Genomic DNA, 15916 nt, shown 5'->3' with positions numbered 1-15916 from the left:
TCAAGCGTAAAGTCTGCCCCTCAGGGCAGAGTCAAGGCGTCCAGCAAGGCGCGGGCGTAGGCGGGGAGTGCGGCGAAGTTGCGGGCGCACAGCAACAGTTTGCGCCTGGCCCACGCTTCACTCATAGGCACGGTCTTGAAGGTTTGCGGCGCGGCACGTTGAACCGCCGCCAGCGGCACTATGCCCAGACCAGCACCTCGGGCCACCATGCGCATCACGCCGCCGAAACCATCGGCGCGGATGCGGATCTGCATTCGTGAGCCGCTGTGCAGGGCCTGTTCTTCCAGGTACACCGCCAGCGCGCTGTCGGCATGCAGACCGATAAAGTCATGGCGCAGGGCGTCGCTGAAGCTGACATCGGTCGCGTCAGACAGTGGATGTTCCAGAGGCAGAATCAATACCAGTGGGTCGTCGCGAAACGCTCGGGTCTGCAAGTCGGTGGTGTCGATCGCGTCGGACACAATGCCCAGATCCGCCGCCCCCTGGCGCAAGGCATGGGTGATGCGGGCGCTGGGCAACTCCTGCAGATCGATGTCGAGATTGGGATGCCCACGCAGGAAATCCGCCAGCACCTCCGGCAGGTATTCGCTGAGTGCCGTGGTGTTGCACAGCAGACGCACCTGGCCTTTGACGCCGCGGGCGTATTCGGCCAGATCCTGTTGCAAGCGGTCGGCCTGTTGCAGCAACACTCGCGCATGTTGCGCCAACGCTTTACCGGCCGGTGTCGGTGTGACGCCACGGCGCCCACGCTCAAGGAACTCTGTGCCCAACGAGGCTTCCATCGCCCGGATCCGCGCACTGGCCGCCGCCAGTGAAAGATGACTTCGTGCGGCGCCGGCGGTGATGTTGCCGCTGTCGATAATGTGCAGGTACAGGCGCAGGTCGGTGAGGTCGAAATGCATGGCGGGTGACTCTTGCTGAGAGAGAGGCTGCCTCAGTGTATGACAGATTTTCAGTTCATCCGCGCAGGCGCACAGTATCGCCATGAACGCACTCGCAGATTTCTATCAAAACCTCGGTCTGGCCCTGTCTTTGCTGGTGCTGATGACCTTCGTCCTCGCCGGTCTGGTGAAAGGCGTGATCGGCCTCGGCCTGCCCACCGTCGCCATGGGCTTGCTCGGTCTGGCTATGGTGCCGTCGCAGGCTGCGGCGTTGCTGATCATTCCGGCGACCTTGACCAACCTCTGGCAACTGGCGTTCGGCGGGCATTTGCGCGGGCTGGTGAAACGCTTGTGGCCGATGCTGCTGGCGATCTTTCTCGGCACGGCCATCGGCACCCTGTGGATCGGCATGGCGGGCGGGCATTGGGTGGTGCGCGGGCTCGGCGCGGCGTTGTTGCTTTATGCGTTGAGCGGATTGTTCCTGCCGACGCAGAGTGTCAGTCGCCGCCATGAGGCGTGGCTGGCGCCGCTGTGTGGGGTGATCACCGGCGTCATCACTTCGGCCACCGGCGTATTCGTGATTCCGGCGGTGCCGTATCTACAGGCACTGGGTTTGAGCCGCGATGAACTGGTGCAGGCGCTGGGCCTGTCCTTCACCGTGTCGACCCTGGCGCTGGCCGGCGGATTGCTCTGGCGCGGGTCACTCGGCGGCGCGGAATTGAGCGCTTCGCTGCTGGCGCTGATCCCGGCGATGCTTGGCATGCTGCTCGGGCAATGGCTGCGTCAGCGCATCAGCGCGGTGTTGTTCAAGCGCGTTTTCTTCATCGGTCTGGGCGCGCTCGGCGCCCATCTCTTGATCAGCGGCTAGCGGACGAATCGCTGAGCATCTCGATCGGGCGGATGTCGAAATCCCGCTCCAGATACTCCATGCGCTGCGCGAGAAACTGCTGCATGTGCGGCAGGTTCGAGTGCACGTCCAGATGCGCCTGGCTTTCCCAGATCTCGTAGAAGATGAACAGGGTCGGGTCTTCCTTGTCGCGCAGCATGTGGTACTCGATGCAGCCGGGTTCTGCGCGGCTCGGCTCGACATAAGCGCGGAAAAACGCTTCGAAGGCCTCGGCTTTTTCCGGGCGGGTCTTGGCGTGCAGGATGAAACCCTGGCGTTCGCTCATCGCAAAAACTCCATTCAGATTCAGATGGCGGCCAATCCTACGGCAACAATCGGCAATCGATTCGTGCGTTTTACTCAAATGAATTTTGCGCAATCGATGCTTATTCCGCGCGAGACGCATCGCTAATCTGCCGCCATCCAATTTTCTCCCCTTGTCCATCCGGCGCTCTGCGCTGTGCATCGGCATCCGATCGAGGCTGTCCCATGAAAAAAGTGCTGTTGCTCAACGGTGGTAAAAAATTCGCCCACTCCGACGGTCGCTACAACACCACCCTGCACGAAGCGGCGCTGAGCGTGCTGGATCGCGGCGGTGTCGACGTCAAGACCACCTTCATTGACGAGGGTTACGACATCGCCGAAGAAGTCGCCAAATTCCTCTGGGCCGACGTGATCATTTATCAGATGCCGGGCTGGTGGATGGGCGCGCCGTGGACCGTGAAAAAGTACATCGACGAAGTGTTCACTGAAGGCCACGGCAGCCTCTACGCCAGCGATGGCCGCACCCGTTCCGACTCCTCGCAGAAGTACGGCAGCGGCGGTCTGATCCACGGCAAGCAGTACATGCTGTCGCTGACCTGGAACGCGCCGCAGCAGGCGTTCGATGACCCGACCGACTTCTTCGAAGCCAAAGGCGTGGACGCCGTTTACTTCCCGTTCCACAAGGCCAACGAGTTCCTCGGCATGACCGGCCTGCCGACGTTCCTCTGTGTGGACGTGATGAAACGCCCGAACATTGAAGCGGATGTGGCACGTTACGAGCAGCATCTGAGCGAGGTGTTTGGCCTCAAGGCCTGACGCTCGGCTACTATCGAAGGCCTGAGCCTGTGCAGCAGGCCTTTCGATTCGAGGACACCCGTGAAAGCCAGATCCGATGAGTTGCAGATTTTCGTCTGCGTGATCGAATGCGGTTCGATCTCCGCCGCCGCCGAGCAGGTCGGACAGACGCCGTCGGCGGTCAGCCGCACGCTGTCGCGGCTGGAAGCCAAGCTCGACACCACGCTGATCAACCGCACCACGCGGCGCATGGACCTGACCGAGGAGGGCAAGTATTTCTTCGAACAGGCCAAGCTGATCCTCGACCAGATGGACCAGCTCGAAGAGCGCCTCTCCTCGCGTCAGCAAACCCCGTCAGGACGGCTGCGCATCAACGCCGCGTCGCCGTTCATGCTCCACGCCATCGTGCCGTACATCGACGAATTCCGTCGGCTGTACCCGGACATCCAGCTCGAACTCAACAGCAACGATCTGATCATTGACCTGCTGGAACAAAGCACTGACGTCGCCATCCGCATCGGCACCCTTGCCGATTCGACGTTGCATGCCCGGTCGCTGGGCTGCAGTCCGCTGCTGATCGTCGCCAGTCCTGCCTATCTGGAAAAACACGGTGCGCCGCTCCAGGTCGCCGATCTGAGCGAACACACCTTGCTCGGCTTCACCCAGAACGAAGGCCTCAACCAGTGGCCGTTGCGCTACGTGCACGGCGACCGCTGGCCGATCACCCCGGCGATCAGCGCCTCCAGCGGCGAGACGGTCCGGCATCTGGCGCTGGAAGGCCAGGGCATTGCCTGCCTCTCGCATTTCATGACCATCGACGATATTCGCGCCGGGCGCCTCAAGGTGTTGCTGGCGGAATTCAACAGCGGTTATCGCCAGCCGATCAACGCGGTGTACTACCGCAACTCGCAGCTGGCGCTGCGCATCCAGTGCTTCCTGGATTTCATCCAGAGCAAACTGGCGGCTTACGCCAGTGCTGATTTCAAAGGCTGATTCGTGATCCCTGCGCAACAGTGATTTGGTTGTGGGCGGGTTTTTCCACCGGGCTCGCCGGTCGATACTCGTTGCATCACTTATTCACGCAGGGAGTTTCTCCATGAACGTATTCGTCACCGGCGCTGCCGGTTTTATCGGCGGCTCCATCGCCACCGGTCTGATCCAGGCCGGCCACACGGTTACCGGTCTGGTGCGCAGCGCCGAACAGGCCAATGAGCTGAAAGCACTGGGCATCACCCCGGTGATCGGCACCCTTGACGACAAGGCACTGCTGACCGAACAGGCCCGCGCCGCCGACGCCGTGATCAACGCCGCCAGCAGCGACCATCGCGGCGCGGTCGAAGCCTTGCTCGATGCCCTGCGCGGCTCGAACAAAGTGTTCCTGCACACCAGCGGTTCGAGCATCGTCGGTGATGCCTCGGGCGGCAAATCCAGCGACGTCATCTACTTCGAAGACAACCTGCCGGAGCCGACCGTCGACAAGGCTGCACGTGTCGCCATCGACAACCTGATCCTCGCGGCAGCGAAGGACGGCGTGAACTCGGCCGTCATCTGCAACACCCTCATCTACGGCCACAGCCTGGGCGTCAATCGCGACAGCGTGCAACTGCCGCGCCTGCTGAAACAGGCACGCAAAAGTGGCGTAGTGCGTCACGTCGGCACCGGGCAGAATATCTGGTCCAATGTGCACATCGAAGACGTGGTGGCGCTGTACCTGCTGGCCCTGACCAAAAACGTCCCGGGCACGTTCTACTTCGTCGAAAGCGGTGAAGCGTCGTTCATCGACATGACCACCGCCATGGCCGTGGCCCTGAATCTGGGCGAGCCACAAGACTGGCCGCTGAAAGACGCCGAAGCCGAATGGGGCTACGAAATGGCCAACTACGGCCTCGGCTCCAACAGCCGGGTACGCGGCAAACACGCCCGCGAATTGCTGGGCTGGGCGCCGAAGCGCACGTCAGTGGTCGAGTGGATTCGCAACGAAATGGTGTGAGCCCACACCACACTTGAACCTGTGGGAGCCAACCGGCTCCCACAGGTTTTTTTGTGCCCCGGAAAAGAAGGACAGGGTGTCGAGGCTCATCGAAACGTTCAGACATTTCCTACTAGTCTGATCCCCGCACAGACATGGCCAACGCAACTGGCCGGTTTGTAGGATAGCGGGCACCCACTGGTTGTCTGGCCATGAGGCCAGGTCGGTGGGTAACGCCCGTGGAATTTTTCTGCAAAAAGGAATTTGCGATGGCAATACGCACCTCTGCTGCCTGCACGTAAAGGCATATCCCGGGCGAACCAGACGATTTCGCCTCCTCACGGTTCATGATACGGCGCCAAGCGCCCTGGCCGAAGCATTGCGCTCTTCGGTCACGGGCAAACTCATCCGCGAAATTGGCAAGAACAAGGAGTAGTTATGGTCATTTTGGGCATTACCAATAACGATTTGTCGGGCGCTTGCCTGGTACGCGATGGTCAGATTCTCTCGGCGGTCAGCGAAGAGCGTTTCACCCGCATCAAGGACCACAAGATCTGGCCCGCCAAATCCATCGAGTTTGTGTTGAGCCAGGCCGGCGTGTCGCTGGAAGATGTCGACTACGTGGCTTACGGATGGAATGCCGGTTTCAACGCCGATAAACACCTGGAGCTGTATTTCGACCGGATCGTCGACGAGGTCCGCAACAACCCCGAGGGCCTGGCGCAGTTCCGCCAGCGTGTCACCGATGAAGTCCGCAACGACAAAGAGAAGCGCGCCGAATTCGACCAGTACATCGCTGCCAATGGCTTGCTCGGCAAGGCGTACTACATCGATCACCACGAGTGCCACGGGCTCGGTGCCTATGTCTGCTCGCCGTTCGATGAGGCCTTGACCCTGACCTGTGACGGGCGTGGCGACTTCCAGTCGCTGACCGTCACCTGGTACAGCCCGACCGAAACCACGGTGTTGCAACGCGAAACCAGCATCGACAGCCTGGGTTACTTCTACGGCCGGATCACCCACTTGCTGGGCTACAAACCCAACCGGCATGAAGGCAAGGTCACGGGCCTGGCCGCGTTCGGTGATCCGCAGAAGTTGCTGGGGGTGATGCAGCAGATGATCCGTTTCGAAGACGGGCGCATCAAGGCGAGTTGCGGTGACCTGTTCGTGCCGTCCTACAACAACTACAGCGAATCACTGGAAACCCTGTTCTCCCGGGAAACCCCCGAGGACATCGCCGCCGCCGTGCAGCGCCACTCCGAAGACTTGCTGGTGGCAGTCGTCAAACATCACCTGGCGCAACGCGGCAGCACCAACCTGTGCCTGGCCGGCGGTGTGTTTGGCAACGTCAAACTCAACCAGCGCCTGCGCGAGATTCCCGGCGTGAAAAACGTCTATGTGCTGCCGTGCATGGGCGATGGCGGGCTGGCACTGGCCGCGGCCGTCGGGGCGGCGTACCTGGAGAACGGCACCCGCTTCAAGAACCCGGTAATGACCCTCGGCCCTGATTCGCGCAGCGTTTCGCAGAACATCAACCTGATCCATCGCGACTACCCTGAACTCGGTTATCACACCCCGTCGAACATCATCGACGTGCTGACCGACGCACTGATGGAAAACCAGGTGCTGGGCATGTTCAAGGGCAAGATGGAGTTCGGCCCGCGCTCGCTGTGCAACCGCAGCATCGTCTATCACGCGCAGGATGGCGAAGTGAACGACTGGCTGAACAAACGCATGCACCGCACCGAGTTCATGCCGTTCGGCCCGGTCACCGCCATTGAACAGGCAGCGGCCTGCTACGTCGGCTGGGATGAGGATCAAGTCGCGGCAGACACCATGACCATGACCTACGATTGTCATCCGCAGTTCAGCGAAGCCAGTCCGGCGGTGGTGCACATCGATGGCACGGCGCGGCCGCAGATCATTCGCCCGGAGCGCGATGCGTTCATGCATCGTCTGTTGAATGCCTGGCATGAGCGCACCGGTCAGGCGGCGTTGATCAACACCTCGTTCAACCGCCATGAAGAGCCGATCGTGTGTTCGCCTCAGGATGCGCTGGATGCGTTGAAAGAAGGGATGGTCGATCTGGTGGTGATGAGTGAATCGCTGATTGTCTGGCGCAAAGGCAAAAACAGCTTCACCCAGCAACGCTTCGAATAACGCAAGGATGGTTACAGGGCTCCGCTGGAGCCCTGCTCAGGAGTATCGAGCGTATGGTTGATTCATGTATCTGATCTTTTTCGGGTTCTTTGCGGCAGAAGGGATCATCTATCCGTTCTGGCCGACCTGGCTGAATTCGCTGGGTTTCAGCGCCAGCCAGATTGGCTTGCTGATCGCGGCGGTCTATTGGCCCCAGGTGGTGACCGGAGTGTTGATCACCTACGTGGCCGACTGGCGCGTGGACCAGCTTCGGCTCGCGGCGTTTCTCGGTTTCTCGGCAGCGTTGTGTACGTTGCTGTTCTATTTCATGCCGGTGCACCTGTGGGGATTCGTGTGCCTGAGCATTCTGTTCGGCGGGCTGTGGATGGTGGTGTTGCCGCTGTCCGAGTCCTATCTGCTCAAGCGTGACAAGCAAGCCCTGCAGAACTATGGCTGGGTCCGCGCGGTGGGCTCTTCGGCCTTTATCCTGACATCGACCCTCGGCGGACTGTTGTTTGCGCAGTACAGCCAGTCGTGGGTGCCGGTGGTGATTGCCGCGTGCATGTTGCTCACCGCGCTGGCGTGCCTGTGGCTGAAGCGTCAGGTCACGCTGGCGCATCTGCAACCACCCGAGCGTGTGACGAAACGCCCCGACTGGAAGGCGCTGTTTGCCCAGAAAGGCCTGCTGATTGCGATTGCCGCCGCCAGTTTCATTCAACTGAGTCACACGCTGTACTTTTCCACGGCGTCGATCGGCTGGGGCGTGAAGGGCTATTCTTCAACCGCCATCGGGGTGTTCTGGTCAGTGGCGGTGATCGCGGAAATCACTTATTTCGCGTTCTCCAACAAAGTCCTGTCGTTCTGTTCGCCGTTGTCCATCGTGATGTTTTCCAGTGTCTGCGCGGCGGCGCGCTGGGCGCTGTTTTCCGACAGCGATGCGGTGCCGGTGATCCTGTTGGGGCAATGCCTGCACGCCTTGAGTTTCGCGGCGTACCACTCGGCGATCATGCGCTGCATTCGCGACCATGCCCCGGCGGATATCCAGGTGTTTACCCAGGGTGTCTATTATTCGCTGGCAGTTGCCTTGCCCATGGGTTTGGCCACACCCTTTGCCGGGTATCTGTACGAGACGCAGCCACAATGGTCCTGGTATGTCATGGCGCTGTTTGCCCTGATGGGGACCGTGCTGGCATTCATTGCTCACCAGAAAATGCGAAGTGCAACCGATGACACAACGAACGTTTACAGCCGTCTGCTTTGATATGGATGGCGTGCTGATCCAGTCACGCCAGGTCATCGAACTGGCCTGGACCACGGTGGCGCGCAAGTACGGTGTGACGGTCGATCAAGCCTTCATCGACGATCACATTCACGGCCGCCCGGGCGGTTACACCCTGCAGGCCCTGTTTGGTCAGTTTGACGAGCAGCAGCGCGTGACCATCAAGCAAGAAGTCGATGCCATCGAAGAGGTTTCGATCTGCGCGCTGGTGCCGGGCGTCGCTGCGTTCATCGACCAATTGAGTGGGCGGGCGCCGCTGGCGCTGGTGACCAGCAGCTGGCGAGCGCGCGTCGACCACGTCCTGCAGCAACACGACCTGACGTCGCTTTTCGACTGCATCATCTGCCGCGACGATGTGCGCAGTGGCAAACCGGCACCCGATCCCTATCGCCTGGCCGCCGCGCGACTGGAGCGTCAGAGCGATGAATGCCTGGTCTTCGAAGACTCCGTCAGCGGTGTGCAGTCGGCGGTCAGCAGCGGCGCGCTATGCATCGGCATCGGCGACGATCCGACGCTGAGCGCTCACGGGGCACTGCGGACGTACGCAGATTTCACGGCGCTCCCGATCTCGCAGGGCGGGGTGGATGCGCACCTCTATGCTGACGGTGGATTGTTTATCAGCGGGCAGGTTGCCCAGAGGTTCGCACGCTCATGACACCGACCTTGCGACACGCGACCGTCCTGTGGAATTTCCTCAGAGCAGGGCGCCAGCACAGTGAGTGTGAGCTGATCGTGGTGTGCGGCTCCTACGACCTGCGGGTCTGCGATTACGCCTGTCAGTTGTTGAAAAAAGGCGTCGCCCCGCATCTGTTGTTCACCGGCAACACCGGCAACTGGACGAAGCATTTGTGGGAACGCACCGAAGCCGATATTTTTGCGCAACGGGCCATGATTCAAGGTGTTTCGCCGGATCAATTCACCCTCGAATCCCGTGCCACCAACTTCGCCGAGAACATCGCGTTTGCCAGGGAGTTGTTCCCGGACGTACGCCGGGCGACCTTCCTGACCAAGCCGAATTCGATCCGGCGTGTGGCGCTGACCTTGCCCGTTCAATGGCCAGGGCTTGAGGCCTGGGTGGATGCGCCGTCGTTCGGTTTTCCGGGTGAGGTCAGCAACCTGATCGGGGTCCTGGGGCTGATCGACGAAATGGTCGGGGATATCCACCGGATCATGGTTTACCCTTCGCTGGGCTTTCAGGCCGAGCAGGTGATTCCCGAGGACGTCGAGGTAGCCTGGCGCTGCCTGATCGAACAGGGATTCGATCACCATTTGATCAAAGGCAGACACTGACGCCGCGCTGCCGCCGGAGACTGACATGCTGTACGACACACTGATTCGCAACGCCCTGGTCATCGACGGCAGCAACACTCCCGGTTACGCCGCTGACGTGGCAATCCTCGATGGCCGCATCGCGCGCATCGGCGATCTGGGCGATGCCCGCGCCACCAAAGAGATCGACGCCGGCGGCCGCGTGCTGGCGCCGGGCTTCATCGACGTGCACACCCACGATGACACCGTGGTGATCCGCCAGCCGCAGATGCTGCCCAAGCTCAGCCAGGGCGTGACCACGGTGATCGTCGGCAACTGCGGCATCAGCGCCGCACCGGTCAGTCTCAAGGGCGATCCACCGGATCCGATGAACCTGCTCGGCACGGCCGCCGCCTTCGTCTATCCGCGTTTCAGCGACTACCGTGCGGCGGTCGAAGCGGCCAACACCACGCTGAACGTCGCGGCACTGGTCGGGCATACGGCGCTGCGCAGCAATCACCTCGATGATCTGTTTCGCACGGCGACCGACGCTGAAATCGCCGCGATGCGCGAGCAGTTGCGTGAAAGCCTGGAAGCGGGCGCCCTTGGTTTATCCACAGGTCTGGCGTATGCGAGCGCGTTCTCGGCGTCCACCGATGAAGTCATGCAACTGACGGAAGAGTTGAGCGCGTTCGGCGCCGTGTACACCACCCATCTGCGCAGTGAGTTCGAACCGGTGCTGGAGGCCATGGACGAAGCCTTTCGCATCGGCCGCCACGCCCGTTCGCCGGTGATCGTTTCCCACCTCAAGTGTGCCGGCGTGGGCAACTGGGGGCGCAGCCCGCAGTTGCTCGCGTCGCTGGAAGAGGCGGCAAAAACCCACCCGGTCGGCTGTGATTGCTACCCCTACGCGGCGAGTTCTTCGACGCTGGATCTGAAGCAGGTCACCGACGCTCACCGCATCACCATCACCTGGTCGACGCCGCACCCGGAAGTCAGCGGTCGAGACCTGACCGCCATCGCGGCCGAATGGACGATGCCACTGCTCGATGCCGCCAGACGCCTGCAACCGGCGGGCGCGGTGTATTACGGCATGGACGAGAAGGACGTGCGCCGCATCCTCGCCCATCCGCTGACGATGGTCGGCTCCGACGGCCTGCCGGAAGACCCGTTCCCCCATCCGCGCCTGTGGGGCGCTTTCCCACGGGTGCTCGGCCATTTCAGTCGCGACGTCGGCCTGTTTCCGCTGCACACCGCCGTACACAAGATGACCGGTCTGTCGGCGGCACGCTTCGGTTTGAAGGATAGGGGCGAAATTCGCGAAGGACACTGGGCGGATCTGGTGTTGTTCGACCCGGCAACCGTGCATGACGTGGCGGACTTCAGCGACCCGCAACGTGCCGCGCAAGGCATTGATGGCGTGTGGATCAACGGCGTGCTGAGTTATCGCGAGGGGCAGGCCAACGGGCAAAGGGCAGGGCGGTTTCTTGCGCGTGAAGGTGATCTGCGTGACAACTTTCACTGAGTTTCGCGGATTACGTCACAGTGATGGCACATTGCGATTAAAGAAAGCCGTCACCAAGCCGAATTGCTGACATCTACCCCGGCTACACTGCGGGGCCAATCAGTCAGGGAGCACCCCATGAGCTTCGGCAAAACCACCCCGATCCTGCGGATTTTCGATGAAGCCAAGGCCTTGGAGTTCTATGTCGACTTCCTCGGTTTCAAGATCGATTGGCAGCATCGTTTCGAACCCGGTTTTCCGTTGTATCTGCAAGTCTCCCGGGGCGAATGTGTGCTGCATCTTTCCGAGCATCATGGTGATGCAACACCGGGTTCGGCCCTGCGGATCGAGACCGATGAGCTGGAAGCGTTTCAGCAGCAGTTGGTCGCCAAGAACTACAAGTTCTCGCACCCGGGCATTCAGGCCATGCCGTGGGGCAGCCAGGACATGACCATCGCCGACCCGTTCGGCAATCGCCTGGTGTTCACCAACGCGATCAGCCTCTAACTGTCGTTCGATACCCGGTGAGTCTGCCGAAACTCGCCGGGCGGCATCCCGCGCCGGCTCTTGAAGGTGCGGTGAAACGAGCGCGGTTCGGTGAAGCCCAGATACTGCGCGATGTCCTGAATCGGCAAGGTGCTGTTGAGCAGGTAATGCTCGGCCAGCTCCTGGCGCAAGTCATCGAGGATCTGCTGATACGACGTGCCGGCCTGATGCAACTGGCGTTGCAGCGTGCGCACGGACACGGCGAGATGTTCGGCCACCTGTTCCTTGCGCGGCAGACCTTCCTTGAGCAACTGGCGCAGGATGCTTTTGACCCGCTGCTCCAGCGACGCATCCTCCAGCGTCGCCATCAGGCTCTGCGCGTGTTCTTCCAGGGTGCGCAGCAAATGCGCATCGGCCTGGCGCAACGGCAACTGCAAATACGGCAACGGCACGATCAACGCTGAATACGGCTGATCGAACAGCACCGGGCATTCGAAAAACTGTTCGTACTGCTCCAGCGTCGTGTCCGCCGGGCGTGAGTGCTCCAGCCACACAGCGGCCGGCGACAACTGGGTGTCGGCGATCCAGCGTGCGTATTGCAGCCAGGAGCCGAGCACGTTTTCCACCAGATGCCGGCGGATCCGCGGGCGTTCGAAGCGGCAGCTCCAGATCAGGTGCACGTGGCTGTCCTGCACCTCGGCGCGGCTGACGCCCATGTCGCCCACCAGTTTCTCGAACGGCATGATGCGGCTCATGGCGTCGCCCAGTGTCGCGCAATTCATGGTGATGTAACCCAGCACGCTCCAGGAATTGGGCAGCACGAAATTCGCCGCGTTGAGGCCAAACAACGGATCGCCCGAGTGTTCGCAAAAGTAGTCGAGCAACCGTTCATGGGTTTCACCCGGCAGGCGCAGGCTGTTGTCGCTCAACTGCTGCGCCTGCAACCCGGCCGCCGCCAACGCAGGCTCGATGGCCAGACCCAGATGTTCGGCATGACGCAGGTATTTGAGCAGGGGCGGAACAGAGGTGAAGCCGAGCGATTGCATGACCGAATTCCCTTGATCGAGGCCGCCACGGGCGGATGAGCGCCCTGAAAGGTAATTTGAATCCACGACTAAAGTAAATGGCTGACGCTTGCGCGACGTTTGACTCAATTGGCTACTCGAACTGGCCGGATGCGACCGTGACACTTTCGGCCGGCTGACTAGTATGAGGGCCTGAAATCTCACTGATCAGACTGCACAGAAGGACACACGCATGCGACGCTGGAACGGCTGGGGAGATGCAACCACGGTGGTCGAACTGCCGGCCCAGGGCGCAAGTTTTCTCCATGAGCGACTGGGGGAGGGACGCGCGCTGCCCGACGCGACGCTTGAAGCGGCGTTGGCCCGGGTGCCGGTCTCGCGGCTGGCGGAACACGCCTTGTACAGCATCGATGCCCATGACCGTCTGCTGCATGCCCGGGGCCAGAGCCTGCCGGACTGGCTGGCGTTGCGTGAAGGCGCGCTGGGCAACTATCCCGACGCCGTGGCGTTCCCGGAAACCGCCGAACACATCCGCCAGTTGCTGGCGCTCGCCCAGGCGCAGGACCTGTGCCTGATTCCCTACGGCGGCGGCACATCGGTGGCCGGGCACATCAATCCGCCGGACTCCGCGCGGCCTGTAGTGACGGTGTCGCTGGCGCGGATGAGCCGCCTGCTCGATCTCGACGAACAAAGCCTGCTGGCGACTTTCGGCCCCGGCGCCAGTGGTCCGCAGGTAGAGAGTCAATTGCGCGCCCGTGGCTACACGCTGGGGCACTTCCCGCAGTCGTGGGAGCTGTCGACGCTGGGCGGGTGGGTGGCCAGTCGTTCCAGTGGTCAGCAGTCGTTGCGCTATGGGCGGATCGAGCAACTGTTCGCCGGCGGAACGCTGGAAACCTTTTCCGGGCCGCTGCAGATCCCGACCTTCCCGGCCTCGGCGGCCGGCCCGGATCTGCGCGAAGTGGTGCTGGGTTGCGAGGGGCGTTTCGGGATCATTTCCGAGGTCAAGGTGAGGGTCTGCGCGCTGCCGGTCGATGAGCGTTTCTACGGCGTGTTTCTGCCCAGCTGGAGCAAGGCGCTGCAAGCCATTCGGCAACTGGCCCAGGCGCGGGTGCCTCTGTCGATGCTGCGCCTGTCCAACGCAGTGGAGACTGAAACCCAATTGGCACTGGCCGGCCATCCGCAACAAATTGCCTGGCTGGAGAAGTACCTGAACCTGCGCGGCGCCGGGCAAGGCAAGTGCCTGCTGACCTTCGGCGTGACCGGCAATCGCAAGCAGAATGCGTTGTCCCTGAGTCAGGCCCGCCAGCACCTGAAGGCGTTCGGCGGTGTGTTCACCGGCACGCTGCTGGGCAAGAAGTGGGCGCAGAATCGCTTTCGTTTTCCGTATCTGCGGGAGAACCTGTGGAACGCCGGTTACGTGGTCGACACCCTGGAAACCGCCACCGACTGGAGCAACGTCGACAATCTGCTCAACCGGATCGAAAACAGCCTGCGGGATGCCTTGGCGGCCGAGGGCGAACGGGTGCATGTGTTCACGCATCTGTCCCACGTCTACGGCGAAGGTTCGAGCATCTACACCACTTACGTGTTTCGCCCGGCGGCGGACTATCCCGCGACGCTGGCCCGCTGGAAATCACTCAAGCACGCGGCCAGCCAGACCATCGTCGACAACCACGGCACCATCAGCCATCAGCACGGCGTGGGCAAGGATCACGCGCCATACCTGCGGCGCGAAAAGGGCGCGCTGGCGATGGACACCTTGCAGGCGCTGAGCCGGCACTTCGACCCGGCCGGGCGCCTGAACCCCGGCACGCTGTTGCAGGAGTGACCGCCATGAGCGCGGACTGGAACGCCGATTGGCGCCAGCAAGTCCTGCCGACACTGGCGGCTGAGAACTGGGATTTGATCGTGATCGGCGGCGGTATCAGTGGCGCCGGCATCCTGCGTGAGGCCGCGCGCCGTGGCTGGCGTTGCCTGCTACTGGAGCAACGTGATTTCGCCTGGGGCACGTCCAGTCGATCTTCGAAAATGGTCCATGGCGGTTTGCGCTATATCGCCAAGGGCCAGTGGCGGCTGACCCGGGATTCGGTGCGCGAACGCCAGCGTCTGCTCGACGAAGCGCCGGGGCTGGTGGAACCGATGAGTTTCATGATGCCGCACTATCGCGGCGGCTTCCCCGGGCCTCGGGTGCTGGGTGGTTTGTTGTCGGTCTATGACGCATTGGCCGGGCGCCGGGATCATCGTTTCCATGACGAGCAGCAACTGCGATTTCTGGCGCCGGGCGTGAAAGAAAACGACCTTCTGGGCGGCACCTGTTTTGTCGATGCGCTGACCGATGACGCGCGGCTGGTAATGCGCGTGTTGAGCGAAGCGCGGGCCGATGGCGCGGTGGTGCTCAACGGCATGCGTGTCGAACATCTGCTGCGGGAAAACGGGCGGGTGTGCGGAGTTCAGGTCGAGGACTGCGAGGCCGGCGCATCGCTGCAATTGCGGTGTGGTGTGCTGGCGGTGGCTACCGGCGCCTGGGCTGAACGCTTGCGCCCACCCGAGGCGCCCCGCCAGCTGCGCCCGTTGCGTGGCAGTCATTTGCTGCTGCCGGGCTGGCGCTTGCCGGTGGCGCAGGCCTTTACGTTTATGCACGAGCAGGATCGGCGGCCGGTGTTCGTTTTCCCGTGGGAAGGCGCCACGGTGGTCGGCACCACCGACCTCGATCACCGCGAGAATCTGGACCAGAGCGCGAGCATCAGCGCAGAGGAACTCGACTATCTGCTGGCCGCTTGCCGACAGCAGTTTCCCGGTGCTGAAGTGACAGCCGCCGACGTACTTTCAACCTGGTCCGGCGTGCGCCCGGTGGTGGGCAGTGCAGCGGGTGAGCATCAAGACAAACCGTCGAACGAAACCCGTGAGCATGTGCTGTGGCAGGAGCCGGGTTGCGTCACGTTGGCCGGCGGCAAACTCACGACGTTCCGCCCGCAAGCCATCGAAGTGCTCAAGGCGTGCGCCGACATGCTCGGCCGCTCTTTCGATGACGATGCCGCGCCGGTATTTGCCGCCGTGCCGCCACTGGCGATCCCCGGTCTCAGCCCCGGCCAGTGGCGACGTCTGGCCGGACGGCATGGCCGGGACCTGCCCAGGCTGGCGCAACTGCTCGCCGAATTGGGCCATGAAACAGTCGGCGCCACCGACACCTTGTGGGCCGAACTGGCCTTCGCCTGCGAGGCGGAAATGGTCCTGCACCTGGACGACCTGCTGCTGCGCCGTACCCGTCTCGGCCTGTTGCTGCCCCATGGCGGCGCGGAATATTTCCCGGCCATCCGCCGACTCTGCCAGCCACGACTGGGCTGGGACGACGAACGCTGGCAACAGGAACAGCAACGCTATCAGGCGTTATGGCAACGCCATCACGGCCTGCCGGAAATCGCGCAGTGATGCCCCTCGAA

Annotated in this window: 15 protein-coding genes; 12 read left to right on the top strand and 3 right to left on the bottom strand. The window is 62.2% G+C overall.

All coding sequences use genetic code 11. The features are described from left to right. Positions 1-20 precede the first annotated feature (20 nt). Positions 21-902, bottom strand: a complete 882-nt coding sequence (locus OQ248_RS06825) for a LysR substrate-binding domain-containing protein (RefSeq protein ID WP_265812384.1) — start codon at positions 900-902, stop codon at positions 21-23. Positions 903-984: 82 nt separating this feature from the next. Between OQ248_RS06825 and OQ248_RS06820 the strand changes: the two genes are divergently transcribed. Further along, positions 985-1749 carry a sulfite exporter TauE/SafE family protein gene (locus OQ248_RS06820; RefSeq protein ID WP_265812383.1) on the top strand — a complete coding sequence of 255 codons (765 nt, stop codon included), beginning with the start codon at positions 985-987 and terminating at the stop codon, positions 1747-1749. Here OQ248_RS06820 and OQ248_RS06815 read toward each other — a convergent pair. Next, positions 1739-2053 carry a putative quinol monooxygenase gene (locus OQ248_RS06815; RefSeq protein ID WP_114881344.1) on the bottom strand — a complete coding sequence of 105 codons (315 nt, stop codon included), beginning with the start codon at positions 2051-2053 and terminating at the stop codon, positions 1739-1741. The genes OQ248_RS06820 and OQ248_RS06815 overlap by 11 nt on opposite strands. A 203-nt stretch (positions 2054-2256) precedes the next feature. Between OQ248_RS06815 and OQ248_RS06810 the strand changes: the two genes are divergently transcribed. The 9 genes from OQ248_RS06810 to OQ248_RS06770 all read left to right on the top strand — a co-directional run bounded on the left by OQ248_RS06810 (position 2257) and on the right by OQ248_RS06770 (position 11472). Further along, complete coding sequence (locus OQ248_RS06810) at positions 2257-2847, top strand: NAD(P)H-dependent oxidoreductase (protein WP_265812382.1); 591 nt, start codon at positions 2257-2259, stop codon at positions 2845-2847. Positions 2848-2907: 60 nt separating this feature from the next. Next, on the top strand, positions 2908-3819 hold the full coding sequence (locus tag OQ248_RS06805; RefSeq protein ID WP_007953823.1) for a LysR family transcriptional regulator: 912 nt from the start codon (positions 2908-2910) through the stop codon (positions 3817-3819). Between the two features lie 103 nt (positions 3820-3922). After that, positions 3923-4816 (top strand): NAD-dependent epimerase/dehydratase family protein, encoded by an 894-nt coding sequence (locus tag OQ248_RS06800; RefSeq protein WP_265812381.1) that lies wholly within the window; start codon positions 3923-3925, stop codon positions 4814-4816. Between the two features lie 417 nt (positions 4817-5233). After that, positions 5234-6955 carry a carbamoyltransferase C-terminal domain-containing protein gene (locus OQ248_RS06795; RefSeq protein ID WP_265812380.1) on the top strand — a complete coding sequence of 574 codons (1722 nt, stop codon included), beginning with the start codon at positions 5234-5236 and terminating at the stop codon, positions 6953-6955. Between the two features lie 64 nt (positions 6956-7019). Beyond that, on the top strand, positions 7020-8195 hold the full coding sequence (locus OQ248_RS06790; RefSeq protein WP_265812379.1) for an MFS transporter: 1176 nt from the start codon (positions 7020-7022) through the stop codon (positions 8193-8195). Beyond that, positions 8161-8868 carry an HAD family phosphatase gene (locus OQ248_RS06785; RefSeq protein WP_265812378.1) on the top strand — a complete coding sequence of 236 codons (708 nt, stop codon included), beginning with the start codon at positions 8161-8163 and terminating at the stop codon, positions 8866-8868. The genes OQ248_RS06790 and OQ248_RS06785 overlap by 35 nt, the downstream gene beginning before the upstream one ends. Continuing rightward, positions 8865-9503 (top strand): YdcF family protein, encoded by a 639-nt coding sequence (locus OQ248_RS06780; protein WP_265812377.1) that lies wholly within the window; start codon positions 8865-8867, stop codon positions 9501-9503. Before OQ248_RS06785 ends, OQ248_RS06780 begins: the two co-directional genes overlap by 4 nt. Before the next feature lie 25 nt (positions 9504-9528). Further along, a complete protein-coding gene (locus tag OQ248_RS06775) occupies positions 9529-10986 on the top strand; it encodes a D-aminoacylase (protein WP_265812376.1) in 1458 nt (485 codons plus the stop codon). Positions 10987-11103: 117 nt separating this feature from the next. Next, on the top strand, positions 11104-11472 hold the full coding sequence (locus OQ248_RS06770) for a glyoxalase superfamily protein (RefSeq protein ID WP_085713218.1): 369 nt from the start codon (positions 11104-11106) through the stop codon (positions 11470-11472). On the opposite strand, the gene OQ248_RS06765 is transcribed toward OQ248_RS06770, so the two are convergent. Continuing rightward, positions 11469-12497, bottom strand: a complete 1029-nt coding sequence (locus OQ248_RS06765; RefSeq protein WP_134825428.1) for an AraC family transcriptional regulator — start codon at positions 12495-12497, stop codon at positions 11469-11471. The genes OQ248_RS06770 and OQ248_RS06765 overlap by 4 nt on opposite strands. Before the next feature lie 211 nt (positions 12498-12708). Between OQ248_RS06765 and OQ248_RS06760 the strand changes: the two genes are divergently transcribed. Together OQ248_RS06760 and OQ248_RS06755 are read left to right on the top strand one after the other, a co-directional pair. Further along, positions 12709-14304: an FAD-binding oxidoreductase gene (locus tag OQ248_RS06760; RefSeq protein ID WP_265812375.1), complete on the top strand. Its 1596-nt coding sequence runs from the start codon at positions 12709-12711 to the stop codon at positions 14302-14304. A gap of 5 nt (positions 14305-14309) precedes the next feature. After that, a complete protein-coding gene (locus OQ248_RS06755) occupies positions 14310-15905 on the top strand; it encodes a glycerol-3-phosphate dehydrogenase/oxidase (protein WP_265812374.1) in 1596 nt (531 codons plus the stop codon). The last annotated feature ends 11 nt before the right edge of the window (positions 15906-15916 follow it).

Origin of the sequence: Pseudomonas sp. COW5, assembly GCF_026240005.1 — a bacterium.
In the GTDB taxonomy this organism is placed as follows: domain Bacteria; phylum Pseudomonadota; class Gammaproteobacteria; order Pseudomonadales; family Pseudomonadaceae; genus Aquipseudomonas; species Aquipseudomonas kribbensis.
The sequence above is the reverse complement of the archived record's forward strand: the minus strand, read 5'-3'. Positions and strand labels throughout refer to the sequence as shown.

Excerpts from the sequence above, each read along its gene's own strand:
- OQ248_RS06825 (WP_265812384.1), bottom strand. The coding sequence starts at position 902 with ATGCATTTCGACCTCACCGACCTGCGCCTGTACCTGCACATTATCGAC.
- OQ248_RS06820 (WP_265812383.1), top strand. The coding sequence starts at position 985 with ATGAACGCACTCGCAGATTTCTATCAAAACCTCGGTCTGGCCCTGTCT.
- OQ248_RS06815 (WP_114881344.1), bottom strand. The coding sequence starts at position 2,053 with ATGAGCGAACGCCAGGGTTTCATCCTGCACGCCAAGACCCGCCCGGAA.
- OQ248_RS06810 (WP_265812382.1), top strand. The coding sequence starts at position 2,257 with ATGAAAAAAGTGCTGTTGCTCAACGGTGGTAAAAAATTCGCCCACTCC.
- OQ248_RS06800 (WP_265812381.1), top strand. The coding sequence starts at position 3,923 with ATGAACGTATTCGTCACCGGCGCTGCCGGTTTTATCGGCGGCTCCATC.
- OQ248_RS06795 (WP_265812380.1), top strand. The coding sequence starts at position 5,234 with ATGGTCATTTTGGGCATTACCAATAACGATTTGTCGGGCGCTTGCCTG.
- OQ248_RS06790 (WP_265812379.1), top strand. The coding sequence starts at position 7,020 with ATGTATCTGATCTTTTTCGGGTTCTTTGCGGCAGAAGGGATCATCTAT.
- OQ248_RS06785 (WP_265812378.1), top strand. The coding sequence starts at position 8,161 with ATGACACAACGAACGTTTACAGCCGTCTGCTTTGATATGGATGGCGTG.
- OQ248_RS06780 (WP_265812377.1), top strand. The coding sequence starts at position 8,865 with ATGACACCGACCTTGCGACACGCGACCGTCCTGTGGAATTTCCTCAGA.
- OQ248_RS06775 (WP_265812376.1), top strand. The coding sequence starts at position 9,529 with ATGCTGTACGACACACTGATTCGCAACGCCCTGGTCATCGACGGCAGC.
- OQ248_RS06770 (WP_085713218.1), top strand. The coding sequence starts at position 11,104 with ATGAGCTTCGGCAAAACCACCCCGATCCTGCGGATTTTCGATGAAGCC.
- OQ248_RS06765 (WP_134825428.1), bottom strand. The coding sequence starts at position 12,497 with ATGCAATCGCTCGGCTTCACCTCTGTTCCGCCCCTGCTCAAATACCTG.
- OQ248_RS06760 (WP_265812375.1), top strand. The coding sequence starts at position 12,709 with ATGCGACGCTGGAACGGCTGGGGAGATGCAACCACGGTGGTCGAACTG.
- OQ248_RS06755 (WP_265812374.1), top strand. The coding sequence starts at position 14,310 with ATGAGCGCGGACTGGAACGCCGATTGGCGCCAGCAAGTCCTGCCGACA.